The sequence below is a fragment of the Micromonospora sp. WMMA2032 genome, assembly GCF_002688545.1.
Taxonomy (GTDB): domain Bacteria; phylum Actinomycetota; class Actinomycetes; order Mycobacteriales; family Micromonosporaceae; genus Micromonospora; species Micromonospora sediminicola.
The window spans coordinates 2,511,204-2,535,932 of record NZ_CP024052.1; the positions used below are offsets into that span (position 1 = coordinate 2,511,204).

19 protein-coding genes are annotated in these 24,729 nt (G+C 74.6%); 8 read left to right on the forward strand and 11 right to left on the reverse strand.

The genetic code is table 11. The features are described 5' to 3' along the window. Positions 1–114 precede the first annotated feature (114 nt). The gene (locus CO540_RS11035; protein ID WP_099161964.1) at positions 115–1,221 is read left to right on the forward strand and encodes a lytic polysaccharide monooxygenase; all 1,107 of its coding nucleotides are present in this window, start codon (positions 115–117) and stop codon (positions 1,219–1,221) included. A gap of 93 nt (positions 1,222–1,314) precedes the next feature. Here CO540_RS11035 and hemQ read toward each other — a convergent pair whose 3' ends face one another. From hemQ to hemE, 3 genes are read right to left on the reverse strand one after another with little or no spacing between them, the layout of a single operon-like run. Continuing rightward, positions 1,315–2,016 (reverse strand): hydrogen peroxide-dependent heme synthase, encoded by a 702-nt coding sequence (gene hemQ / locus CO540_RS11040; protein ID WP_091579442.1) that lies wholly within the window; start codon positions 2,014–2,016, stop codon positions 1,315–1,317. Further along, on the reverse strand, positions 2,013–3,419 hold the full coding sequence (hemG, locus tag CO540_RS11045; RefSeq protein ID WP_099161965.1) for a protoporphyrinogen oxidase: 1,407 nt from the start codon (positions 3,417–3,419) through the stop codon (positions 2,013–2,015). Before hemG ends, hemQ begins: the two co-directional genes overlap by 4 nt. 8 nt (positions 3,420–3,427) lie before the next feature. Then, positions 3,428–4,519 carry a uroporphyrinogen decarboxylase gene (gene hemE, locus CO540_RS11050; protein ID WP_172967827.1) on the reverse strand — a complete coding sequence of 364 codons (1,092 nt, stop codon included), beginning with the start codon at positions 4,517–4,519 and terminating at the stop codon, positions 3,428–3,430. A gap of 173 nt (positions 4,520–4,692) precedes the next feature. Here hemE and CO540_RS11055 point away from each other — a divergent pair, with 173 nt between their 5' ends. Next, the gene (locus CO540_RS11055) at positions 4,693–5,259 is read left to right on the forward strand and encodes a DUF3000 domain-containing protein (RefSeq protein WP_091579455.1); all 567 of its coding nucleotides are present in this window, start codon (positions 4,693–4,695) and stop codon (positions 5,257–5,259) included. Between the two features lie 78 nt (positions 5,260–5,337). On the opposite strand, the gene CO540_RS11060 is transcribed toward CO540_RS11055, so the two are convergent. Together CO540_RS11060 and CO540_RS11065 are read right to left on the reverse strand one after the other, a co-directional pair. Next, a complete protein-coding gene (locus CO540_RS11060) occupies positions 5,338–6,168 on the reverse strand; it encodes a hypothetical protein (protein WP_099161967.1) in 831 nt (276 codons plus the stop codon). 52 nt (positions 6,169–6,220) lie between these two features. Then, positions 6,221–7,741 (reverse strand): trypsin-like peptidase domain-containing protein, encoded by a 1,521-nt coding sequence (locus CO540_RS11065; protein ID WP_099161968.1) that lies wholly within the window; start codon positions 7,739–7,741, stop codon positions 6,221–6,223. 235 nt (positions 7,742–7,976) lie between these two features. Between CO540_RS11065 and CO540_RS11070 the strand changes: the two genes are divergently transcribed. From CO540_RS11070 to CO540_RS11085, 4 genes are all read left to right on the forward strand, one after another. Beyond that, the gene (locus CO540_RS11070) at positions 7,977–9,299 is read left to right on the forward strand and encodes a ribonuclease D (RefSeq protein ID WP_099161969.1); all 1,323 of its coding nucleotides are present in this window, start codon (positions 7,977–7,979) and stop codon (positions 9,297–9,299) included. A 118-nt stretch (positions 9,300–9,417) separates the two neighbouring features. After that, complete coding sequence (locus tag CO540_RS11075) at positions 9,418–10,614, forward strand: thiolase family protein (protein ID WP_099161970.1); 1,197 nt, start codon at positions 9,418–9,420, stop codon at positions 10,612–10,614. Then, positions 10,611–12,674 carry a 3-hydroxyacyl-CoA dehydrogenase NAD-binding domain-containing protein gene (locus CO540_RS11080; protein WP_099161971.1) on the forward strand — a complete coding sequence of 688 codons (2,064 nt, stop codon included), beginning with the start codon at positions 10,611–10,613 and terminating at the stop codon, positions 12,672–12,674. Before CO540_RS11075 ends, CO540_RS11080 begins: the two co-directional genes overlap by 4 nt. Before the next feature lie 184 nt (positions 12,675–12,858). Further along, on the forward strand, positions 12,859–13,644 hold the full coding sequence (locus tag CO540_RS11085) for a hypothetical protein (protein ID WP_099161972.1): 786 nt from the start codon (positions 12,859–12,861) through the stop codon (positions 13,642–13,644). Between the two features lie 55 nt (positions 13,645–13,699). Here CO540_RS11085 and CO540_RS11090 read toward each other — a convergent pair whose 3' ends face one another. The 4 genes from CO540_RS11090 to CO540_RS11105 form a co-directional block, all read right to left on the reverse strand. Then, positions 13,700–14,086 carry a VOC family protein gene (locus tag CO540_RS11090; RefSeq protein ID WP_099161973.1) on the reverse strand — a complete coding sequence of 129 codons (387 nt, stop codon included), beginning with the start codon at positions 14,084–14,086 and terminating at the stop codon, positions 13,700–13,702. 226 nt (positions 14,087–14,312) lie between these two features. Next, entirely contained in the window at positions 14,313–16,853 is a 2,541-nt protein-coding gene (locus tag CO540_RS11095) for a malectin domain-containing carbohydrate-binding protein (RefSeq protein WP_099161974.1), read from the reverse strand. A gap of 207 nt (positions 16,854–17,060) precedes the next feature. Beyond that, complete coding sequence (locus CO540_RS11100; protein WP_172967828.1) at positions 17,061–18,218, reverse strand: cell wall metabolism sensor histidine kinase WalK; 1,158 nt, start codon at positions 18,216–18,218, stop codon at positions 17,061–17,063. 1 nt (position 18,219) lies between these two features. Further along, on the reverse strand, positions 18,220–18,885 hold the full coding sequence (locus tag CO540_RS11105) for a response regulator transcription factor (protein ID WP_099161975.1): 666 nt from the start codon (positions 18,883–18,885) through the stop codon (positions 18,220–18,222). A gap of 158 nt (positions 18,886–19,043) precedes the next feature. On the opposite strand from CO540_RS11105, the gene CO540_RS11110 reads away from it, so the two are divergent. Next, complete coding sequence (locus CO540_RS11110) at positions 19,044–20,240, forward strand: C39 family peptidase (RefSeq protein WP_253866612.1); 1,197 nt, start codon at positions 19,044–19,046, stop codon at positions 20,238–20,240. On the opposite strand, the gene CO540_RS11115 is transcribed toward CO540_RS11110, so the two are convergent. Both CO540_RS11115 and CO540_RS11120 read right to left on the reverse strand, forming a co-directional pair. Then, positions 20,241–21,533: a PQQ-binding-like beta-propeller repeat protein gene (locus CO540_RS11115; RefSeq protein WP_099161977.1), complete on the reverse strand. Its 1,293-nt coding sequence runs from the start codon at positions 21,531–21,533 to the stop codon at positions 20,241–20,243. Then, entirely contained in the window at positions 21,530–22,777 is a 1,248-nt protein-coding gene (locus CO540_RS11120; RefSeq protein WP_099164706.1) for a PQQ-binding-like beta-propeller repeat protein, read from the reverse strand. The genes CO540_RS11115 and CO540_RS11120 overlap by 4 nt, the downstream gene beginning before the upstream one ends. Before the next feature lie 91 nt (positions 22,778–22,868). On the opposite strand from CO540_RS11120, the gene CO540_RS11125 reads away from it, so the two are divergent. Further along, positions 22,869–24,722, forward strand: a complete 1,854-nt coding sequence (locus CO540_RS11125; RefSeq protein WP_172968010.1) for a hypothetical protein — start codon at positions 22,869–22,871, stop codon at positions 24,720–24,722. Positions 24,723–24,729 lie beyond the last annotated feature (7 nt).

The following is a 24,729-nucleotide window of genomic DNA, read 5'->3' on the forward strand; positions in this document are numbered from 1 at the left end:
TTGACGTCTGTCGCTTCATGTGGCACCGTGCGGACGGAGCCGCCACGCGGGAGAGGGCAACTCCCGACAGTCCGGGCGTCGGGCACCGACATCCCACCACCCCGGAGGCTTCACATGTCCACTCCGTACCGCCGTCGCGTCCCGCTCGCGGCGGCGATCCTCGGCGTCTGCGCGGTCGTCGCGGCGCTGCTCACCACCGCGTTCTCCGGCCCGGCGTCGGCGCACGGGTCGGTGGTCGACCCGGCGTCGCGCAACTACGGCTGCTGGCAGCGCTGGGGCGGCGACTTCCAGAACCCGGCGATGGCCACCCAGGACCCGATGTGCTGGCAGGCCTGGCAGGCCGACCCGAGCGCCATGTGGAACTGGAACGGCCTGTTCCGCGAGGGCGTCGCCGGCAACCACCAGGGCGCCATCCCGGACGGCCAGCTGTGCAGCGGCGGGCGCACCTCCGCCGGCCGCTACAACGCGCTCGACACGGTCGGCGCCTGGAAGACCACGTCCATCTCCAACAACTTCCGGATCAAGCTGTTCGACCAGGCCAGCCACGGCGCCGACTACATCCGGGTGTACGTGACCAAGCAGGGCTTCAACGCGTTGACCACGCCGCTGCGCTGGAGCGACCTGGAGCAGGTCGGCCAGATCGGCAACACCCCGGCCAGCCAGTGGACCCCGGAGACCTCGGGCGTGTCCATCCAGGTGCCGGCGAACGCGCCGGGCCGCACCGGCCGGCACATCGTCTACACCATCTGGCAGGCCAGCCACCTGGACCAGTCCTACTACCTGTGCAGTGACGTGGACTTCGGCGGTGCCGGCCCGTCGCCGACCAGCACGCCCACCGCGTCGCCCACCTCCTCGCCGACCACCTCGCCGACGGGCGGTCCGACCACGCCGCCGAGCACGCCGAACCCGGCCGGGGGCTGCACCGCGACCTACCAGATCACCGGTCAGTGGGGCGGCGGCTTCCAGGCCGAGGTGAAGGTGACCAACGGCAGCGGGTCGCCGATCCGCGGCTGGTCGGTGAGCTGGAACTACCAGAACGGGCAGCAGGTCAGCTCGGCGTGGAACGCCACGGTGACCACGAGCGGGACCCTGGTCACGGCCCGCAACGTGTCCTACAACGGTGCGCTGGCCCCGGGGGCGAGCACCTCGTTCGGCTTCACCGGCACCACGACCGGCACCAACCCGGTGCCGGGCATCCTCTCCTGCACCACGTCCACCTGACCACCCCGCATCAAGGAAGGGCCCCTTCTTAACACGTCGGTGTTAAGAAGGGGCCCTTCCTCTACCGGAGGCGTTAAAAGGGGGCCCTTCCTTTCACACCAGGCAGGTGACGATGTCGGCGACCGGGCGGCGCCGGCCGGTGTAGAACGGGATCTCCTCGCGGACGTGCCGGCGGGCCCCCGAGGCCCGCAGGTCGCGCATCAGGTCCACGATCCGGTGCAGCTCGTCGGCCTCGAACGCGAGCATCCACTCGTAGTCGCCGAGCGCGAACGACGCGACCGTGTTGGCCCGCACGTCCGGGTAGCCCCGGGCCATCTTGCCGTGCTCGGCCAGCAGCTCGCGCCGCTCGGCGTCGGGCAGCAGGTACCACTCGTAGGAGCGGACGAACGGGTAGACGCACAGGTAGGCGCGGGGCTCCTCGTCGGCCAGGAACGCCGGGATGTGGCTCTTGTTGAACTCGGCGGGCCGGTGCAGCGCCATCTGCGACCAGACCGGGGTGAGCGCCCGCCCCAGCGTGGTGCGACGGAACCGCAGGTACGCGTCCTGGAGCGCGTCGCTGGACGACGAGTGCCACCAGATCATCAGGTCCGCGTCGGCGCGCAGCCCGGCCACGTCGTAGGTGCCCCGGATCGTCACGTCCTTGCCGGCCAGCTCCGCGAAGAGCGACTCGACCTCGTCGACGACGTTCTCCCGCAACGAGGGCAGCGGGCTGGTGGCCCGGTACACCGACCACATGGTGTAGCGGATGGTCTCGTTGAGCTCCCGCAGCCGCGCCGCGTTGGTCTGCTCGGTCATGCTGCCGATCCTCCCAGTGCCGTGATGATCTCTTCGGCCGCCGTCTCGCCGGAGCGGACGCAGACCGGGATGCCGACGCCGTCGTAACCGGCGCCGGCCACTGCCAGCGTCGGGTGGGCGCCGCGCAGCGCCGTCCGGACCGCCGCCACCCGGTCGGCGTGCCCCGGGGTGTACTGCGGCAGCGCCCCGCCCCACCGCTGCACGTGCCGGGCCACCGGGGTGGGCAGCGGCGCGCCCAGCACCGCCGACAGTTCCCGGTGCACGGCCGCGGCCAGGTCGTCGTCGGTGAGCTGGAGCGACGTCTCGTCGCCGTAGCGACCCACCGAGGCGCGCACCAGCGCCAGCCCGTCCGGTCGGCGCAGGTGCCCCCACTTGGTGGTGAAGAACGTGGACGCCTTGATCAGCAGGCCCTCGGCGGCCGGCACCAGGAAGCCGGACAGCTCCGGCAGGTCCGGGCCGGGCAGCGCCAGCGTGACCAGGGCGACGCTGGCGTAGTCCAACGCGCCGACGGTGTCCGCCTCGGCCGGCGCCGCGCCGGCGAGCAGCCGGGCGGCCGGTCGGGCCGGCACCGCGAGCAGCACCGCGTCGGCGTCCACCTGTTCGGCGTCGCGGGTCGGCCCGACGGTGAGTTGCCAGCCGGTCGGGGTGCGGCGCAGCTCGCGTACCGCCGCGTCCCGGCGGATCGTCGCCCCGCTCGCCCGCGCCGCGGCCTCGACCAGCGTGCTCAGCCCGCCGGCGAGGGTGCCGAAGACGGGGGCGCCGGGGGCGCGCGGCGCGGCGGCCTGCGCCGCGCGTACCGCACCGACGAGCGTGTGCTCGGCGCGGGCCGCGCGGGCCAGCGCCGGCATGGTGGTGACCAGGGAGAGGTCGTCGGCCCGGCCGGCGTAGACGCCGCCGAGCATCGGGTCGACCAGCCGGTCCACCACCGCGTCGCCGAGCCGCTCGCGGACCAGCGCCCCGACCGCGACGTCCTCGTCCGGCGCCAGCAGCGGGCGGCCCGCGTCGCGGTCGGCGTCCGCCGGCCGCGCCACCGCCGCCACCTTCTCCAGATCCCCGGGTACGCCGACGAGCGTGCCGCCCGGCACCGGGCGCAGCCCGCCGTCGACCAGCAGGGCGGCCTGCCCGACGGTCGGGTGCACGATCGAGGCGTCCAGCCCGAGCCGGCGGGCCAGGGTGACCGCCGCCGACTCCCCGCCGGCCGGGTCCCGCATCAGGAACGACTCGGCCCCGAACTCGACCGGACCACCGGCCAGCTCACCGGTGCGCAGCTTGCCGCCGAGGCGGCCGGACTGCTCGTACACGGTGATCTCGGTGCCGGCGGGCGCGCGGTCGCGCAACCGGACGGCGGCGGCCAGCCCGGTGATCCCGCCACCGACGATCGCCACCCGCCACGGTCGCGCCACGGCTCCTCCTAGCGGGCCGGTCGCGCGGACAGCTCGTGCACCAGCGCGACCACCCGGGTCAGCACGTCGGGGTCGGTCTCCGGCAGGACGCCGTGGCCGAGGTTGAACACGTGGCCGGGGGCGGCCCGGCCCTGCTCGACGATGCGCCGCACCTCGGTCTCCACCACCGGCCACGGGGCGAGCAGCACGGTCGGGTCGAGGTTGCCCTGCACCGCCTTGTCCGGCCCGATCCGCTCGGTGGCCACGTCCAGCGGGGTCCGCCAGTCCACGCCGACCACGTCGGCGCCGGCCTCGCCCATGGCGCCGAGCAGCTCGCCGGTACCCACCCCGAAGTGGATCCGGGGCACGCCGGCATCCGCCAGGCCGCCCAGCACGTACGTCGAGTGCGGCAGCACGAAGCGGCGGTAGTCGGCCTCGGAGAGCGCGCCGGCCCAGGAGTCGAAGAGCTGCACCGCGGAGACGCCGGCGTCGATCTGGACCCGCAGGAACGACAGCGTCACCTCGGCCAGCCGGGCGCAGAGCGCGTGCCACAGGTCCGGGTCGCCGTACATCAGCGCCTTGGTCTTCGCGTGGGTGCGCGACGGCCCGCCCTCGACCAGGTAGCTGGCCAGCGTGAACGGCGCCCCGGCGAAGCCGATCAACGGGGTGTCGCCCAGCTCGACGACGAGCTGCCGGACCGCCTCGTCCACGTAGGACACCTCGTCGCGGCCGATCGGGGAGATCCGTTCGACGTCGGCGGCGGTCCGCACCGGCTCGGCCACCACCGGCCCGGTTCCGGGCACGATGTCCAGGTCGATCCCGGCCGCCGCCACCGGCACCACGATGTCGCTGAACAGGATCGCCGCGTCCACCCCGTGCCGGCGGACCGGCTGGAGCGTGATCTCGGTGACCAGTTCGGGCCGGCGGCACGACTCCAGCATCGGCACGCTGGCCCGGATCTCCCGGTACTCCGGCAACGACCGGCCGGCCTGGCGCATGAACCAGACCGGGGTGTGCGGGCCCGGCTCGCGCCGGCAGGCGCGCACGAAGGGCGAGTCGGCCGGCCCGCCGCGGCGGGGTTCTCCGTCTCGGGCGGCAGTGCCCGTGGTGTCGGTGGTCATCGCGGCAATCGTGCCACGCGCCCCGTCCGCGCCCACGCTCACCATCCGCATTTGTGACGTAGAAGGAAGGGCCCCCGCTTAACGCCTGCGGTAGAGGAAGGGCCCCTTCTTAACCGTCGATCACCCGGCGCGCCGTCACGCGCGGCACGGCGGGGGCGGCATAGGCTGCCCGCATGGCCCCCCCGATCGCGCTCCCGGAAACGTTCGCTCGCGCGGTCGCGGGGCTGCGGTCGGCGACACCCCGCCCGGAGATCGTGCTGGAGGAGGTCGGCGCCCCGCAGCGCCTGGCCCCGTACGCGTTCGCGCTCTCCGCCGCGGTGCTGCGCGACGACGACGAGGTGGCCACCGGCCGGCTGATCCTGCTGCACGACCCGGCCGGGCACGAGGCCTGGCAGGGCACGCTGCGGCTGGTCACCTACGTCACCGCCGAACTGGAGGTCGACCTGGCCAGCGACCCGCTGCTGCCGAGCGTGGGCTGGACCTGGCTGACCGACGCGCTGGACGCGCAGGGCGCCGGCCACCGGGCGATCGGCGGCACGGTCACGCAGACGCTCTCCACCCGGTTCGGCGAGCTGGCCGGGCCGCCCGCCGCCGGCGACATCGAGATCCGCGCCTCCTGGACGCCGCTGCGCGCCGACCTGGCCCCGCACCTGCTCGGCTGGTGCACCCTGCTGGCCTCCACCGCCGGCCTGCCGCCGCCCGGCGTCACGGCGCTGCCCCGCCGCGCCGGCGCCGCCTGACCCGTCGACCACGAGGTCGACGGCGATCCCGGAGATCCAGAACGCCGCCCACCTCGTGATCGACCGGGTGAAGCGCGGTCAGAGGTAGTTCTCGGCCTCGTCGCAGACCTTGTCGAGGCCCTTGTTGGCCGCCTCGAAGCCGGCCTTGTCGCCGCGGGACGCCGCCGTGATCGCGGTGGTCAGCTTGTCCAGGCAGTTGGCGATGACCTTCTTCTGCCGGGCCTGCTCGTCCCGGTCGTTCTTGGTGCCGGTGAGGTCCTGCTCGGTGTCGGCGAGCCGCTCCTGCACCGTCTTCAGCTCACCCTTGAGCTTCTCGATCTCCTGCGAGTTGGCCGCGATCGTGCCGTCGCGCTGGCTGACCTGCCGCTCGGCCTTGTCCAGCTTGCCGTTGGTGGTGACGTAGAGGCCGGTCATCACGCCGCCGAGGACCAGGAGCAGGCCGGCGACGATCCCCAGGATCAGCGCCGTCCGTCCCCGGCCCCCGCCGGCCGGCGCGCCCGCCGGCGGACCGAACCCGGTCGGGGCGTACGGCGGCACGGTGCCGGGCGGCCCGGACATGGGCTGCGGCCCGTACCCGGGTCCGGAGACCGGCGGGGCCGACATCGGCGGGTAACCCGGGCCGGAGACCGGCGGCGCGGACATCGGCTGCGGGCCGTACCCGGGTCCGGAGACCGGCGGCGCCGACATCGGCTGGCCGGGGGCCGGGACCGGGGCGGCGCCCGGCGCGTACTGGCCCGGAGCGGCCTCCGGCGCGTACTGGCCCGGCACGGGCGGCTGGGGTCGGGTCGGGTCGGGCTGGGCCGGCCCGTACGACGGGGGCGTGGCCTGGCCCCCGTACGGGTTGCCGTAGACCGTGCCGCCCGGCGGCGGGGGCGGGTTGTCCCCCGCTCCGATCGGTGGCTGGGACATGTCGTTCCTCCAGATGTGCTGAGCCCCCCGTGGGGCGACCCGGACCGATCGGTCAGCAGAGCTTGAACCGGTCGCAGGCGGTCTTGATCGGCACCGCCAGACCGATGCCCTCGGCGTCGCGGGCCTTGGCCGTGGCGATGCCCACGACCTCCTTGGAGCCGTTGATCACCGGACCGCCGGAGTTGCCGGGGTTGATCGGCGCGTCGAACTGGATCACCGGGCCGGAGCCGCCCTCGTCCTTGCGGAACGCGCTCACCACGCCGGTGGTGACGCTGTCCTGCAGACCGAGCGGCGCGCCGACCACGACGATCTGCTGGCCGGACTTGACCGGCGTCCGCGCCGCGACCAGGCCGCTGAACTTCGCGGTGGTCCGCAGCTGCGCCAGGTCCTTCTCCTTGTCCGTGGCGACGATGGTCGCCTCGAACCGCTGGTCGGTGCGCTCCAGGAACACCTTGCGCTCGCCGGCGGTGAAGACGGCCTCCACCACGTGGAAGTTGGTGAGCAGCGTGGTGCCGCCGCCGGCCGGCGCCTTGCCGACCGCGAACGCGGTGCCGGTGAACTGCCCGGCCCGGACCCGGAACACGCTGGGCAGCACCGCGCTCGCCACCGCCTCCGGGTTGAAGGCGGCGCCGGCCTGCTTCTCCAGGCTTCCGGCGCGCTGCTCCAGCCCGTCCAGCCGGCGGGCGTCGGCCCCCTGCGCCTCGGCCGTCCGCCGGTCGGCGGCGGCGAGCCGGTCGTCGAGCCGGTGGATCTGGTACGCCTGCACGCCGGTGACCACGGCCAGCACACCGGCCAGGACCAGCGCCACCACCGGCAGCCGGCCGCGCCGGCCGGACCGGTCCGGGTGCGCGACGGGCGGCACGCCGAACCCGCCGGGCGCCTGACCCGGGTACGCCGCATACCCCGGCCCCGACGCCGACTGCCCCGGATACGCCGACGCGGAGGCGGGCTGGCCCGGATACGCCGGGCCCGAGGTCGGCTGCACCGGATACGCCGAACCCGACCCCGACTGCCCCGGATACACCGGGCCTGACGTCGGCTGCCCCGGATAGGCCGGGACCGACGTCGGCTGAGCCGAGTGGGCCGGGCCTGACGACGGCCCGCCCGCGAAGACCGGCCCCGACGTCGGCTGCCCCGGGTAGGCGGGCCCGAAGGCCGGCTGGGTCGACGAGGAGGACCCCGGGCTCGGCTGCCCCGGGTAGGAGGCGCCGGTCGGGTGGGGCGCGGCCGGGGTCGGTTGGACCGGCACGACGGAGGCCGCCGCGCGGGCCGACGGGTGGGCCGGACCCGGGAGGTCGGGCCGGCCGGGATACGTCCCACCGGCGGGCCGGTGACCGGCGTCGTGTCCGGGCTGGCCCGCCGGGTCCGGGTAGGTGGCGGCGGACGCCGGCCGGTATCCGGCGGCCGCGTCCCGGGCCGGATCGGGACCGGCGGTCGCGGGATGCGGGGCCGGAGGTCCGGGGAACGGGGCCGCCGCGCCGGGCGGGGCCATCCGCGGGGGCAGCGGCCCCGGCCGGTCGGCCGTGCCGTCACCGTCCCGCCCCGGCTCGCCGGTTCCGTACCCGCCTGCCATGATCGTCCGTCCTCCCCGTCGGCTCCGCCGACGACCCCCCGACCGCCCGTCCGGCGGCCATGCGCCGCTCACGGCCCGATGGACCGTACCGGCGGGAACGGGGTTTGTCTCCCCCGTTGTCCGACCCTCTCACGTGCGCGCAAGGCGGCCCGTTCCGGACACCTGACGGACATCCCGCCGACACGCGCCCGACCGGCTGCGCACACCGGATCGTCCGGCCTACTAGGGTTGTCAGGTGACCGACGAACCACCCCTGCGCCGTCGGGCCGCCGAAAGCCGTACGGGAGAGGTGTCCCCACATCCGTCGTCGGCCGTGCCGGAGCCGGCGGACGCGGGGACCGAGACCGACACGGGCGCAGCCGTCCCGCTGACCGCCCCGCGTGAGGGCACGCCCGCCCCGGTGGCCACCCCGGCCGAGCTCGACGAGGTCGTGGCCCGCTTCGCGGCGGGCACCGGCCCGGTGGCCCTGGACGCCGAGCGCGCCTCCGGATACCGCTACAGCCAGCGGGCCTACCTGGTGCAGTTGCGCCGCGAGGGGGCCGGCACCGCGCTGGTCGACCCGCTGCCGCTGCCCGACCTGTCCGCGCTCGACGCGGCCATCGCCGAGGCCGAGTGGGTGTTGCACGCGGCCAGCCAGGACCTCGCCTGCCTGGCCGAGGTGGGGCTGCGCCCGCGTCGGCTGTTCGACACGGAACTGGCCGCCCGGCTGGCCGGGTTCGAGCGGGTCGGCCTGGCCGCGCTGACCGAACAGCTGCTCGGCTTCAGCCTGGAGAAGCACCACTCCGCCGCCGACTGGTCCAGCCGGCCGCTGCCGGAGTCCTGGTTGACGTACGCGGCGTTGGACGTGGAGCTGCTGGTCGACCTGCGCGACGCGCTCGACGAGGAACTGGACCGACAGGGCAAGTCCGGCTGGGCGGCGGAGGAGTTCGCCGCACTGGTGCGGGGCGGCGCCCGCCCGGCCCGGGTCCGCGCCGAACCGTGGCGCCGCACGTCGGGCATCCACCGGGTCCGCGGCGCCCGCGCCCAGGCGCGGGTGCGGTCCCTCTGGTACGCCCGGGACCAGATCGCCGCCCGGCGGGACGCCGCCCCGGGGCGGGTGCTCCCCGACTCGGCCATCGTGGCCGCCGCCGAACTGGACCCGAAGGACGAGAAGACGCTGCTGACGCTCCCCGGCTTCGGCGGGCGGTCGGTGCGCCGGCTGGCGCGTACCTGGTTGGCGGCGTTGGACGACGCACGCCAGCTGCCGGACGACGCGCTGCCGGTGAGCCCGGCGGTCGAGGGCCCGCCCCCGCCGCACCGGTGGGCGGAGCGCGACCCGGTCGCGGCGGGCCGGCTGGCCCGCTGCCGGGAGGTGGTGGTCGGCACCGCGTCGGCGCATCGGCTGCCGGCGGAGAACCTGGTCGCGCCCGACTCGATCCGCCGGTTGGCGTGGCAGCCGCCGGAGGAGATCACCGACGCGACCGTGGCGGAGACGCTGCGGACGTTCGGCGCTCGGGAGTGGCAGCTCGGCCTGCTTCTGCCCGCGCTGACCGAGGCGCTGCGCGTCCCGTCGTCCTGACGTCGCGCCCCCGTGCGGCCCGGCCGGGTGTGGGACGGGCCACACGGGGGGTGGTGACGCGCTTGGTTACTGGCGAGTAGCATCCGGGGAAATGCCAGTGCCGGTCAGGAGGCTCCAAGTGCCCCGTGAAGTTCGGGATGTCGTCTTCGTCGACGGCGTCCGTACCCCGTTCGGCAAGGCGGGTGGGATGTACACCAACACCCGCGCCGACGACCTGGTGATCCGATGCATCCGTGAGCTGATGCGCCGCAACCCGCAGCTGCCGCCGGAGAAGGTGGAGGAGGTGGCCATCGCCGCCACCACCCAGATCGGCGACCAGGGCCTGACCATCGGCCGCACCGCCGCCCTGCTGTCCGGCCTGCCCAAGACCGTGCCCGGCTTCGCCATCGACCGCATGTGCGCCGGCGCGATGACCGCCGTCACCACGGTGGCCGGCGGCATCGCCATGGGCGCCTACGACGTGGCCATCGCCGGCGGCGTCGAGCACATGGGCCGCCACCCGATGGGCGAGGGCGTCGACCCCAACCCGCGGATCGTCGCGGAGAAGCTGGTCGACCCGTCCGCCCTGGTGATGGGCTCCACCGCGGAGAACCTGCACGACCGGGTCCCGCACATCACCAAGGAGCGCACCGACGCGTTCGCGCTCGCCTCCCAGCAGAAGACCGCCAAGGCGTACGCCAACGGCAAGCTCCAGGGCGACCTGGTGCCGGTGGCCGTGCGCGACGCCGAGGGCGGCTGGGGCCTGGCCACCGTGGACGAGGCGCCCCGGGACACCTCGATGGAGAAACTGGCCGGCCTGAAGACCCCGTTCCGGCCGCACGGCAAGGTCACCGCGGGCAACGCGGCCGGCCTGAACGACGGCGCCACCGCCGCGCTGCTGGTCGCCGAGGAGACCGCCCGCGAGCTGGGCCTGCCGATCGGCATGCGGCTGGTGTCGTACGGCTTCGTCGGCGTGGAGCCGGAGGTGATGGGCGTCGGCCCGATCCCCTCCACCGAGAAGGCGCTGCGCATCGCCGGCCTGAGCATCGACGACATCGGCCTGTTCGAGCTGAACGAGGCGTTCGCGGTGCAGGTGCTCGCGTTCCTCGACCACTTCGGCATCGCCGACGACGACCCGCGGGTCAACCCGTGGGGCGGCGCGATCGCCATCGGCCACCCGCTCGCGTCCTCCGGCGTCCGGCTGATGACCCAGCTCGCCCGGCAGTTCGCCGAGCACCCCGAGGTCCGCTACGGCCTCACCGCCATGTGCATCGGCATCGGCATGGGCGGCACCGTGATCTGGGAGAACCCGAACTGGGAGGGTGGAGACAAGTGAGCCTCGCCGCACCGAACGAGGTCGTCACCAAGGCGCTGCTGCGCGCGGTGAACGTACCGGGACTGGACCGGCCCGCCGCCCTGATCACCCTGGACAACGGGTTCGACCACACCAAGCCGAACAGCTTCGGCCCGGGCGGCCTGACCAGCCTGGACGAGGCGATCACCGCCGCGCTCGCGGCGGAGCCGTCGTTCATCGCGGTCACCGGCAAGCCGTACATCTTCTGTGTCGGCGCGGACATCACCAGCCTCCCCCAGCTGGCGGACCGCGACCAGGCGCTGGAGGTCGGCCGGCTCGGCCACCGGGTCTTCGCCCGGCTCAAGGACAGCGCCGTACCCACCTTCGCGTTCGTCAACGGCGCGGCCATGGGCGGTGGCCTGGAGCTGGCGCTGCACTGCCACTACCGGACGCTGTCCGCGGGCGCGGCGGCCCTGGCGCTGCCCGAGGTCTCGCTCGGCCTGGTGCCCGGCTGGGGCGGCACCCAGCTGCTGCCGAACCTGATCGGCATCCCGGCCGCCACGCAGGTGATCCTGCAGAACCCGCTGATGCAGAACAAGATGCTCAAGCCGAAGCAGGCCGCCGAGATGGGCATCGCGGACGTGCTGCTGGAGCCGGCCGACTTCCTGGAGCGGTCCCTGGAGTGGGCCGCCGGCGTGCTCCGGGGCGAGGTCACCGTCACCCGGCCCGAGGTCGACAAGGACATGTGGGCGGGCGTGCTCTACTTCGCCCGGCAGACCCTCGACCAGCGGCTGCACGGCGCGGTCCCGGCCGCGTACAAGGCGCTGGACCTGCTGGAGACCGCGAAGGACGCCGACTTCGCCACCGGCACCGCCGCCGAGGACGAGGCCCTCGCGGACCTGGTCTTCTCCGAGGAGCTGCGCAGCGGCCTGTACGCCTTCGACCTGGTGCAACGGCGGGCCAAGCGCCCGGCGGGCGCGCCGGACAAGGGCCTGGCCCGGCCGGTCACCAAGGTGGGCATCGTCGGCGCCGGCCTGATGGCCAGCCAGCTCGCGCTGCTGTTCGCCCGGCGGCTCCAGGTGCCGGTCGTGCTGACCGACCTGGACCAGTCCCGGGTGGACAAGGGCGTCGGCTACGTGCACAGCCAGATCGAGAAGGCCGTGAGCAAGGGCCGGATGGACAAGGGCACGGCCGCCAAGCTGTACGGCCTGGTCAGCGGCTCGGTCGACAAGTCGGTGTTCGCCGACGCCGACTTCGTCATCGAGGCCGTGTTCGAGGACCTGGGCGTCAAGAAGCAGGTCTGGGCCGAGCTGGAGAAGATCGTCAAGCCGGAGGCGGTGCTCGCCACCAACACCAGCTCGCTGTCGATCACGGAGATGGCCGCCGAGCTGGAGCACCCGGAGCGGGTCGTCGGCTTCCACTTCTTCAACCCGGTCGCGGTGCTGCCGCTGCTGGAGATCGTCCGCGGCGAGCGGACCGACGACGCCACCCTCGCGACCGCGTTCGCGGTCGGCAAGCAGCTGAAGAAGTCCAGCGTGCTGGTCAAGGACGCCCCGGCGTTCGTGGTCAACCGACTGCTGACCCGCTTCCTCGGCACCGTCTTCGCCGCCGTCGACGCCGGCACCCCGCTGGACGTGGCCAACAGCGCGCTGGACCCGCTGGGTCTGCCGATGCGTCCGCTGGCGCTGCTCCAGCTGGTCGGCCCGGCCGTGGCCTACCACGTGGGCGGCACGCTGCACGCGGCGTTCCCGGACCGGTTCGGCGTCAGCGAGAACCTCAAGCGGATCGCCGACTCGGGCCAGCCGATCGTGGTCGACGACCAGATCAACGACGAGGTCGCGAAGCTGCTCGTGGTCGGCGACCAGCCGCTCACCGCCGAGCAGGTCCGGCAGAACGCGCTCGACGCGCTCGCGCAGGAGATCCGGCTCATGCTCGACGAGGGCGTCGTCGCCGAGGCGCAGGACATCGACCTGTGCATGATCCTCGGCGCCGGCTGGCCGTTCCACCTGGGCGGCGTCACGCCGTACCTGGACCGGACCGGCACCTCCGAGCGGGTGACCGGCAAGCGGTTCCTGCCGCGCGGCGCGGCCAGCCTGCGCTGACCGACCGGAACATCGATCGCGGTGGTCGGGCCGCCCCTCGGGGCGGCTCCGGCCACCGCGATCGGCGTTGCGGGCCCGGTCACGGCTGGGTCCCGGTTTCGTCACACCGGCCTTGGGCGGACAGCGGCACGTCGGTGGTCATGGCTACCATCACGCGTCCAGAATCTTCACAGGAGCTGCCTTCATGTCCCAGCCGCCGTCCAATCCCTACCCCGGCAACTACCCCCCTCCCCCGCAGCAGCCCGGCGGCTACCAGCCGCAGCAGCAGTACGGCGGCGGCTACCCGCCGGCTCCGCAGCAGCAGCCGCAGTACGGCGGTGACTACCCGCAGGTCCCGCAGCAGCCGCAGTACGGCGGCGACCAGCTCGGTGCCCCGGTGCCGCCGAAGAAGAAGTCCGGGGTCGGCAAGATCCTGCTGATCGTCCTCGCCGTCGTCCTGGTGCTCTGCGTCGGCGGCGGCGTCGCCTTCTGGCTCGCCGCGGGTGACGACGTCAAGGACGTCGTCACCGCCACCAAGACCCGGGTCGTCGAGCCGACGACGCTCGGCGGCCGGCCGAAGGTGAGCCAGCCCGAGCTGCAGAGCGCCGCGCTGCAGATGAAGTCCGAGTTCAGCAAGGACGTGCCGAACGCGACCAGCACGGCCGGCGCGTTCTACGGCGACCCGGCCAAGAAGGACCTGGTCATGATCGCCGGCGTCTCCGGCGTCATCGCCGACCCGAAGAAGGAGATGGCGGACGCCATCACGGCGATCACCCCCGAGCTGGGCGCCAAGGAGTTCAAGACGGTCGACGCCGGCCCGCTGGGCGGCGACGCCAAGTGTGGCGACGGCAAGACCGAGGGCATCCCGGTCGGCGTCTGCATCTGGGTCGACAAGGGCAGCCTGGGCATGGTGGTGATCTACTTCAAGTCCGCCGCCGAGCTCCAGTCGGAGTTCGTCTCGCTGCGCGGCGAGATCGAGAAGCAGGACTGACACCGCTCGCACACCGGGCCCCCGCCGACGGCGGGGGCCCGGTGCCGTTTCCGGGTCAGGCCGACGCGGCCCGCTCCGCCGGGCTGCGGCAGACGCAGAACTCGTTGCCCTCGGGGTCGGCGAGCACGACCCAGCCGGTGCCGTCCGGTCGGCGACGGTCGGCGACCACCGTGGCGCCGAGGTCGCGCAGCCGCACGACCTCCTCGTCCCGGGTGCCCTCGGCTGCGTGCAGGTCGAGGTGGAACGCGCCCTTGCCGTGGCGCTCCTCGGCCCGGACGAAGAGCAGGTCGGTGCCGTGCCCGTCGGGCGCCACGAGGACCGCCTCCGGGTCACCGGGGTGGTCGTCGTCGTGCAGCTCGCGGTCGAGCACGCGGCCCCACCAGCTGGCCAGCGCGTACGGGTCGTCGGATTCGACGGTCATGCAGTGCATCCGTGCGCTCACGGTGCATCCTCCAATGGGGAGTGCGCCCCGCCGGAGTGCGAGGTCAGCGGGGAACGCGGGGCGCGGGACGGTTCGGAACGGACATCACCACACCCCCTTCCACACCCGGCTGACGTCATGATCCTTCCACCCTCCACCGCCCCTGACAAGGAGGGGCCCCTTGTTAACACCCGGGTGTTAACAAGGGGCCCCTCCTCTACCGGAGGCGTTAACAGGGGGCCCTTCCTTACGGGCCGACGAAGACGGCCTTCGCCCGCCAGTCGACGCCGTCGACCGCCGGACCGCTGCGCACCGTGAACGTCGCGGTCGGCGCGCCGTTCGCCCAGTCGGTGGCCGACAGGTCGCCGGTGTTGCGGTTGACCTTGTAGAGGGTGCTGCCCGAGACGAAGACCCCACCGGCGTCGACGAGACCGCCCGACCCGGCCACCGTGAACCGGTCCGCGCCGACCACGCCGCTGTCCGGGGTGAACCAGCGCCAGAACAGGCCGCTCTGCCCGGCGAGCGTGTAGTAGAGCCGCCCGTCGAGGTGGAACATCCCGGTCACGTTGGGGATTTCCGCGTAGAAGCCGGTGGTCACCCCGACGTACGTCTGCCCGGCCGGGCCGGAGTCGGTCTCCACCGTGTCCCAGTAGGCGTCGTGGTAGGGGTCGACCAGCGCCGGCGCGCCGAACGTGGTCCCGTCGAACGTGCGTCGCCAGAGCGCGCCGTTCAGGCCGTAGAAGAGCGTGCCGCCGACCCAGAACGCACCCTTCACGGTGGACCAGGCGGTGGCGTCCGGGTTCGCCACCGGCGTCGCCGCACCGACGGTGGTGGCGCCGTCGTACGGCCGGGCCTGGACCTCGTCGCCGGTGCCGGCCGGCGGCGCCCCGGTCTTGACGATCTCGACGCCGTCGACCAGCGGGTTCTCCACCACGTGCCGGAACTCCAGGTCCACCGTGCCGTCGCTGACCACGGTGAACTCCCGCATGGTGCCGACGTTGTGCCCGACGCTGGCGGACAGGTCCAGGTCGTCGAGGACGGTGGCGCCCTCCAGCGCCACGTCGAACACGCGCTTGCCGGCGGTGCCGGTGCCGTCGTAGCGGTTGGCCAGGTAGAGCCGTACCCGCACCTCGGTCCCGGCGGGCACCGGGAACTGCCAGGTCATCTCCGGGGCGGCGGCCGGGTCGTACCGCTCGTCGCTGTAGAGCGCGGCCGGGGTGCCGGCCGGCACGGTCGCGTCCAGCGTGCCGACCGGCGCGAAGCCGGCGGTGGCGCTGCCACTGTTGTGGTACGGGCTCGGGTTGCCGCCGTCGTCGGCCGCCCAGTCCGGCCCACCGTCGGTGGCGGTGACCGCGGGGCCGCCGGCGTTGACCCGGTAGAGCACGTTCGTCGGCTTCGGCACGCCGGCCTGGTAGACCCGGCCCGGCAGGGTCGCCGAGGTGGTCGGGTGCGGGGCCGCGCCACCGGCCAGCGGGAAGAACGCGATCCGCTCCCGCCGGTACTGGAAGTTGCCGATCCACGAGGTGTCCCCGCCTATCCAGAGCCCGGTCGGGGTCACCAGCATCTCGGTGGCCCCGACGCCGCGCGGGTGCCGGCCCGGGTTCCAGGACAGCGGCAGGCCGGTACGCGGGTCCAGCGCGGCGATGCTGGCCCGGCCGACCGCGCCGGCCCGGGCGTTGTCGGCGCCGGTGCTGTTGTTCAGCCAGCGGAAGTGCCCGCCGACGTAGACCGCCTGTTCGCTGACGCCGACCGACAGGAACGTGTCGCCGCCGGTGTAGTCCACCCAGGTCGGTTGCTGGTCCGGGCCGGTCGCGGCGGCCTCCCACCGCGCCGCGGCGTCGCAGAGCGTGCCGCCGTACGGCGAGCCGGTGGTGACCACCACGAAGTAGCTGCTGTCCGGGGCGAACGCGATGTCCCGCATGTACGAGTCGAACGCCTGCCACTTGCAGCGCGGCGTGTAGCGGCTGGTGTTCCAGTCGGCCACGGTGGCGGCGGTGGCGCCCAGGTCCAGCTTGACGATCTGGTCGTGCAGCACCCCGTCGGCCTTCTTGAAGTTGCCGATCACCACGAGCGTCGTGCCGTCCGGGGAGACCGCCAGCTTCTCCGGGCCGACCCCGGCGTTGGACCCGCTGACCCCGTCGTAGTTGTGGTGCTCGGTCAGCGCGGTGGTGAGGTAGCTGTCGAGCGCGCCGGTGGTGGCGTTGAGCGAGGCCAGGCCGCCGCGCGGGTTGCTGTTGCCGGCCGTGGTGAAGATGCCGCCGACCAGCAGCCGGTTGCCGACCAGGGCGATGTCGTTGACCAACCCGTTGAACGCCGGACCGGTGAAGCTGGTGACCAGCGCGCCGGTGGCCACGTCGAGCAGGGCCACCTTGCGCCGGGTGACGCCGTTGACGGTGTTGAACTTGCCGGCGACGTAGACCGTACCGGCGGTCGGGCCGGCGACGACCGCGTACACCTCGTTGTCGACCACGGGCACGAACGCGGTGTCCACGGCGCCGGTGGCCTTGTCGAAGGCGAGCAGGTAGTTGCGGGTGATGTCGACGTCGGACCCGCGGTTCTGCACCGTGGTGAACGAGCCGGCCGCGATGATCTTCGTGCCGGCGTCGTGGATCGCGTCGACGCTGCCGTCCACGATGTCCGGCGAGGCGGTGGAGGGGACGGCCTTGACCACGGCGGTGTGGTCGGGCGCGGCGTTCGCGGGGGCGGCGGGGGCCAGGCCGGCGGCGGTGAGCGCGACCGCGGCGAGGGCCGCGAGGGCCCGGCGGCGCGGGGCGGAGGGGTGGGTCACTGGCAGCTCCGTGAGGTGAGCGGGGTGAGGCGTGTCGCTCCGCTCACCCTGGGCCACCGCTCAGCCGTCGTCCAGCGCCGGGCAAGCTTTCTGACCGACCACCGCGTCGCCACGGCCGAGCACCCGTCGCGGGCGGGCGGGACAGCCGGGCCGGGCCGCACGAAAAGGTGGGGAGCCGTGGCCGGGCGGGCGGCGCGGGATCGGCGGTCAGGTGGCCGCGGGCGGGTCGGCCGACGGAAGGGTGACCGTCACCTCCAGGCCGCCGCCGGACTGGGCGACCGCCGTCACCGTGCCGCCGTGCGCGTCGCAGACGGCCCGCACGATGGACAGGCCGAGGCCGGAGCCACGGGCGCCGGTGCGTTCCTGGCCGCCCCGCCGGAACGGCTCGAACAGTCCGGGCACCTCGGCCGGGGCGACCTCGAAGCCGGTGTTCCCCACCACCAGCCAGGACCGCTGCCCGTCGGTGCCGGTGCGCACCCACATCCGCCCGTGCAGGTGGTTGTAGCGGACCGCGTTCTCCACCAGGTTCCCGGCCAGCCGGTCGAGCAGCCCCGGGTCGCCGACCACCGGCGCCGGCCGCAGCGAGGTCTGCACCCGCAGGCCGATCCGCTCGACCTCCCGGGCGACCGCGGAGAGCGCGTTGGCGGCGCCCACGGCGAGGTCGCTCTCCGCGCGCCGGGCCAGCCGCCGGCCGGTCTGCGCCTCGCTGCGGGCCAGCACCAGCAGCGCGTCGACCAGGCCGTTGGCCCGCTCCGACGCCTCCCGCACCACGCCGGCCATCCGCCGGTACTCGGCCAGGTCGGCGTCGTCGTCGCTGAGCGTCACGTCGATCTCGGTACGCATCACCGCGAGCGGTGTGCGCAGCTCGTGCGAGGCGTTCGCGACGAACCGCTTCTGCGCCTCGAAGGCGGCGGTGATCCGGTCCAGCATCGCGTCGAACGTCTCGGCCAGCTCGGCCACCTCGTCGTCCGCGCCGGACCAGCCGATCCGCTCGTCCAGCGTGGTCTCGCCGAGCCGGCGGGCGGTGGCCGTGACCTGGTGCAGCGGGCGCAGCGCCCGGCCGGCCACCAGGTACGCCCCGGCCACCCCGACCACGCCGACGGCCAGCAGCGCCAGCAGCCCCTTGACCAGCAGCTCCCGGGAGGCGGCGTCGACCAGTTGCCGCTGCCACTGCCCGGCGTTGAGGGTGCGGCCGTCGGTGAGCACCACGGTGGTGCCGGGCAGCAGCTCGTCGGTGGGCCGCAACGCGTCGCGGACCAGCAGCCAGGCCAGCAGGACCAGGATCGCCCCGGCGCCGACCAGCAGCACGCCGTTGAGCAGGGTCAGTCGCAGTCGCAGCGTGGGGCGCACCCGCCGCGTAGCCATGTCAGGAGACCCCGCCGACGCGGTAGCCGGCGCCGACCACGGTGTCGATCAGCGGCGGGTCGCCGAGCTTCTTGCGCAGGGTCATCACGGTGACCCGGACGATGGTGGTGAACGGGTCGGTGTTGGCGTCCCAGACCCGTTCCAGCAGCTCCTCGCTGGACACCACCGCCCCCCGCGCCTTGAGCAGCTCGGCGAGCACGCCGAACTCCTTGTTGGTGAGCTCCAGCGGCACCCCGCCGCGGCTCACCACCCGGCGCGCCGGGTCGAGTTCCAGGTCGGCGACGGCCAGCACCGGGGGCGCGGCCGGGGTGGCGCGCCGGCCCAGCGCCTGCACCCGGGCCACCAGCTCGTCGAAGGCGAACGGCTTGGCCAGGTAGTCGTCGGCGCCGAGCTGCAACCCCTCGACCCGGTCGGCGACGGTCCCGCTGGCGGTGAGCATGAGCACCCGGGTCAACGCACCGGAGGCGGCCAGGTCCGCGCAGATCCGGTCGCCGTGCACGCCGGGCAGGTCGCGGTCCAGGATCACCACGTCGTAGCGGGTCACGAACGCCGCCTCGTGCCCGGCGTTCCCGTCGTAGGCGACGTCCACCGCCATCCCGCGCTTGCGCAGCCCGCGCGCGATCGCGTCGGCGAGGTTCCGCTCGTCCTCGACCACCAGTACCCGCATCCCGGCCTCCCGCCTCGTGACCTCCCACAACCTACTGGCGGGGACCAAACGGCCGGCACGCGCCGCCGTTGCAGAAAACCTTCGGGTACGCGATGCTCCCCGACAAGAATCGACCAGCGCGCCGGCCGACGGCCGGACCCGAGCCGAGCGGAGCCCCGATGACCGCCGTCCACCCCGGCCGCGACGTGGCGTACCACCGGTTCCGCTTCCCGGCGGACCGGGACCGGGGCCGCGTGGACGGACTGCGCGCCGAGCCGGGCGGGCTGACTCCCGACGGGACCGCGGGCCCGGTCACGCACACCGATCCGCACTCCGGGACCACCGTCGACTACGCCGCGGGGACGTGGACCTCCCCGGTGGTGCCGGTCGGCTTCGCCGCCGCCGAGCTGGTGCCCTCCTGGACCGCGGACACGCCCCCCGGCTGCTGGCTGCGGGTGGAGCTGCGCGGCTGGGCCGGTGACGCCGCCACCACCGGCTGGTACGAGCTGGGCCGCTGGGCGGCCGACGACAGCGCGGTGCACCGCTCGTCCGTGCCCGGGCAGGCCGACGGCCGCGCCCGGGTGCTGGCCGACACGCTCCGCGTCACCGACGCGACGGTGACCGGCTGGCAGGCCCGGGTGACCCTGTTCCGCCGGCCCGACGCGCCCGCCGGCCCGGTGCTGCGCACGGTCGGCGTGGTCGCGTCCGCCGACACCGACGGCGACCCCGACGCCCACGGTGGCGCGGCGGAGGAGACCGGGGCCCGGGGTCGGGTGCTGGACGTGCCGCGGTACGCGCAGCGGCTGCACGCCGGCGGGGAGACCCGCTGGGGCGGCGGCGGGGACTCCTGGTGCAGCCCCACCTGCGTGTCGATGGTGCTCGACTTCTGGGGCGCCGGCCCCACCCCGGAGCGCTACGCCTGGGTCGACCCGCCCGGCCCGCGCCCGGTGGTGGTGCACGCCGCCCGGCACTGCTACGACCACGCGTACGCCGGGGCGGGGAACTGGCCGTTCAACACCGCGTACGCGGCGACGCACGGGGTGGACGCGTTCGTCACCCGGCTGCGTTCGCTGGTCGAGGCGGAACGGTTCGTCGCCGCCGGCATCCCGCTGATCGTCTCGGCGGCGTTCACCGCCGGGCAGGTCCCCGGGCTGGACTACGACACCCGCGGGCACCTCGTCGTGCTGGTCGGCTTCACCGACGACGGCGACCCGGTGCTCAACGACCCGTACGCGCCGGACGACGAGCGGGTCCGCCGGACCGTGCCCCGGGCGCCGTTCGAGGCGGCCTGGCAGGGCGGCAGCTGCGGGATCGCGTACGTGCTGCGCCCGGAGTCGGTGCCGCTGCCCGCGCCGCCCGCACAGCGCAACTGGTGATCAGCGGCCGACCGGCCAGATCGTCAGCCCGCCGTCCGGACGCAGGCACACCAGCACGGTGCCCGAGTCGGCGCACTCGTCCCACGAGCCGGGCAGGACCGCGCGGATCCGTGCCTCCGCGGCCGGCACGTCCAGCACGCCGACCAGCGTCCGGTCCGCGCTGAGGTGACGCAGCCCGAGCAGCCGGCCGGCCTCCCGGTCCGTGCCGGTGATCCGCCAGCGCCCGAGCCGGCCGAGCACCCGGCCGGTCGCCGGCTCCAGCACCCACCGGTCCAGCTCCAGACCGATCCCGGGCGTGGCCGCGAGCAGGCGGCCACCCACCGGGTAGACCCCGAGCCACCGCTCGTCGGTCCACGCCGGGCGCCCGGTCGCCGGGTCGAGCGTCCGCGCGCCGCCGACCTGGTCGCGCAGGCAGACCATGCCGGCACAGTCGGTGAACCAGAGCCCGGCGCGTTCCTGCACCGGCACGGTCCACCGGGCGTCGAGCCGGTCCAGCCCGTACGCGGTGACCGTGCCCGGGCCGCCGTCGACCAGTAGCAGATCGGCCACCACCTGCGCGTACCGGTAGGAGACGCCGTCCGGCGCGGCCGGCACCCGCCCGGTGTGCGCCAGCGCGCCGGTGTCCGCGTCGTGCACGGCCACCCGCCCGTCCGGCGCCACCAGCACGAGCTGGGTCACCCCGTGGCCGTCCGTCCGGTAGCCCACCCCCTGAGCCGGTATCGGCAGCGTCCACCGCACCGCCCCGGAGCCCGGGTCGACGGCCAGCACGCTGCCCGCGCCGGCCGCCCGGGGACTCTCCAGCAGCAGGCCGCCGGACGCGGTCGCGACCGGGTAGCCGGGCTGCCGCCAGCGCGACGCGCCGGTGGCCGGGTCGAGCAGCGTGGAGAGCGTGTCGCCGGCGCCGGCCGGGCTGCTCGTGACCAGCAGCCCACCGGCGGCGACGCCCAGCCCGAGCACGTGGTCGCCGGCGGGCAGGCTGAACCGCCAGAGCGGCTCCCCACCGGGCAGCCGGTGCCCGGTCACCACCCGGCCGCCCCGGCCGACGGTGCCCGGCCCGTCGGCCACCATCAGCCGGTCGGCGAGGACCACGAACGCGGCTCCCTGCGGTGCGGGCACCCGCACCGGCGCCGGCCGCCGGGCCGGCGCAGCCGCGCCGGTCACCGCGAGCAGCGCCAGGCAACCCAGCGCCACCACCCGGGCGACCCGACCCGGAGGGCGCCGGGGCGACGCGGGAAGCGGCTCGTCGCCGTCCCCGCCGTGCCGCATCTCACCCAGGTCGATGAGCGCGCTCACGGCAGCCGCCGCACCGCGAAGTCGCCGTCACGGTCCCGGCACACCACGAGCGCGCGCCCGGCCGAGCAGTCGACGCCGGAGAGCACGCCCCGGACCGGGAGCCGGCCGGCGGGCAGGTCCAGCTCGGCGAGGAGCAGTCGCCCGCCACCCAGCGGCCGGGTCAGGAACAGCGGGCCGCCGACCTCGTTGGGCGGGACCGCCGTCCACCCTGCGAGATCTGCGACCAGCCGCCCGTCGTCGGCGTCCAGCACCGCCAGGTGACCGTCGTCGCTCTCACCGGCCCCGACGAGCAGCCGCCCGCCGTCCGCCTTCCACACACCCGCCCATCGGTCGGTGGCCCACCGGACCGCGCCGGTGGCCGGGTCGAGCCCCCACATGCCGCCGGTCTGCCGGCTGGCGCAGAGCACGTCGCCGCAACTGTCCACATAGTCCAGCAGCGGCAGGTCGGCGGTCCACCGCGACCGGAGCGTGTCCCGCTGGTAGGCCGCGAACCCGTCCTCCCGGGTCTCCAGCACCAGGTCGCCGGCGGTCAGCACCCGCCGCTGGGTGGGCAGCTCCCCCGGATGCAGGTCACGGGCGGCCAGCCGCTCACCGGTGACCGCGTCCAGCACCACGGTCTCGCCGCTCTCCGGCACCACCAGCAGCCCTTCGACCCCCGCCGGCCCGAGGACGAACCGCAGATCCGGCGTCTCGGGGGCGGTCCACAGCGTGCGGCCGTCGGCGACCGCCACCCGGCGTACCTCCTGCGGGCCCGACGCGGTCGTCGGTTGGAGCAGGAGCGCGTCACCGGCCGGGTAGCCGAGCGCGTTCTGCCGCCAGCTGAGCCGGCCCGTCGCCGCCTCCAGGGCCACCGTCTGCCACGCCTGGTCGGGCCCGTTCGGCCCGGCGGCCAGCACCCGGTCGCCCATCTCCCACACCGAGACGACGTCGCCCGGGGTCGGCAGCCGGCTGCGCCAGCGTTCCCGCCCGTCCCGGTAGGCGACCACCTCCCGGAGCGCGCCGGGCCGCCAGTCCAACGGCCGGACCACGTACACCCGGTCACCGGCGACGAACGCGGACGCCCCGGTGCCACCCGGCACCGTCCACCGCGCGGGACGCGCCGGTGGCGTCGCGGACGCGAGCGTGACCAGCGCCACCAGCAGGACCACCAGGACGCGGAACGGCCGACCGACCGCACGCGGCGCCCGGCCCGGCACGTCGGACACCGTGTCGTCCCGCAGCTCACCCAGATCGATGACGGTCACGAGCACCCCTCTCCGCGCCGCCGGACCGTCGCCCGGTCGTGACCGGACCACGCCCGGACCGCCTGTACGATGGCCCGTCGTGGCCGTGCCGGTGGTGGACCCCTCGCTGAACTCCTCGTCCGTCGAGGTCGACACCGGCGTGTCCGACCCGCCGCGTCGGCCGCGTCGCCGACCGGCCCGTGCCGACGTGCTGGCCATCGGAGCCTATGCGCTGCTCGGTGTTCTCGTCTGCCTCAACTACTGGGGCGACGTGCAGCACCGGGTCTCCTCGCATCTGCCGACCGACCACAGCTGGTTCGAGTGGCTGTTCGCGCACGGCGCCTACTCGGTGCGACACCTGGAGAACCCGCTGTTCACCGCCCGGCAGAACGCGCCGGACGGGGTGAACATGATGGCGAACACCTCGCTGCTCGGGGTGACGCTGCCGCTGGCGCCGCTGACCATGCTGCTCGGCCCGCAGGTGATGTACGCGCTCTACCTCGGCGCGGCGCTGTCGGCGACCGCCGCCACGTCGTACTGGACGCTGTCGCGGCACCTGGTCCGCTCCCGCGGCGCGGCCTTCGTCGGCGGGGCGTTCCTCGGCTTCGCCCCGGGGATCGTGCACCACGCCAACGGGCAGCCCAACTTCGTGTCGAACTTCCTGCTCCCGCTGATCGTCTCCCGGGTGCTGCGCCTCGGCGAGCCGGGCCGCTGGCGGCGCAACGGCGTGGCGCTCGGGCTGCTGGTGGCGTACCAGATCTTCATCAACGAGGAGATGCTGCTGCTCACCGCGCTGGCCTGCCTGGTCGTCGTGGTGGCGTACGCGGTGCAACGCCCGCGCGCCACGCGGGAGCGGGCGGGCGCGTTCCTGGCCGCGATCGGGGTCGGTGGCGCTGTGGCGCTGCTGCTCACCGCGTACCCGATCTGGTTCCAGTTCAACGGCCCGCAGTCCTACCGCGGCCTGCAGGGCGGGGTCTTCCACAACTGGGGCGAGGACCTGATGGCCTTCGTCACCTTCGCCCGGGACACCGTCGCCGGGGACGAGGCGGTGGAGAAGACCATCGGGCTGACCGAGCAGAACACCTGGTTCGGCTGGCCGCTGGTGCTGGTCGGGCTGGTCGCGCTGGCGCTGTTGGTGCGCCGGTCGGTGCCGGCCCGGATCCTGGCCGTGCTGGTGGTCGTGTTCACGGTCGCCTCGATCGGGCCGAAGGTGCGCTTCGACGGGGTGGAGACCGGGGTCGACGGCCCGTGGGCGTACGTGCCGGACGACCTGCCGCTGGTCGAGATGATGATGCCGACCCGACTGAGCCTGGTGGTGGTCGGCGCGGTCGGCGTGCTGCTGGCGCTGGCCTGGGACGCCCTGGCCCGCGCCGGCCGGTCGCCGGTGCCCGCCCCGCGTGCCGGCGACGAGACCTCCGCGCCGGGCGCCGGGCCCCGTCGGCGGCGCGGGCTGCGCCTGGTCGGGTACGCCGCGATCGTGGCCGCCCTGCTGCCGCTGTTCCCGCGCCCGCTGCCGGCGCAGCAGATCGACCCGCCGCCGCACTTCGTCACCTCGGGCGGCTGGCGCCCCTACGTGCCGGACGGCCGAACCCTCGTCCCGGTGCCGATCCCGAGCAACGTGCACGGGCTGCCGACGCTGCGCTGGAGCGCGCTGACCGGGCAGGAGTTCCCGATCCCGGGTGGCTACTTCATCGGCCCGAACGAGCGGGGCGAGGGCGTCTTCGGCGCCCCGAACCGCCCCACCAGCACGTTGATCTACTCCACCATGGACGCCGACCGGGTCCCGGAGATCACCGAGGAGAACCGCCGGCAGGCCGTCGAGGACCTGCGCTTCTGGCGGGCGTCGGTGGTGGTGCTCGGGGCGAACCCGCGCGAGGCGGTGCTGCGCGACCTGATGACGGCGCTGCTCGGCCCCGCCCAGCGGGTCGACGACGTCTGGCTCTGGGACGTGCGCGACCGCGTGTAAGGAAGGG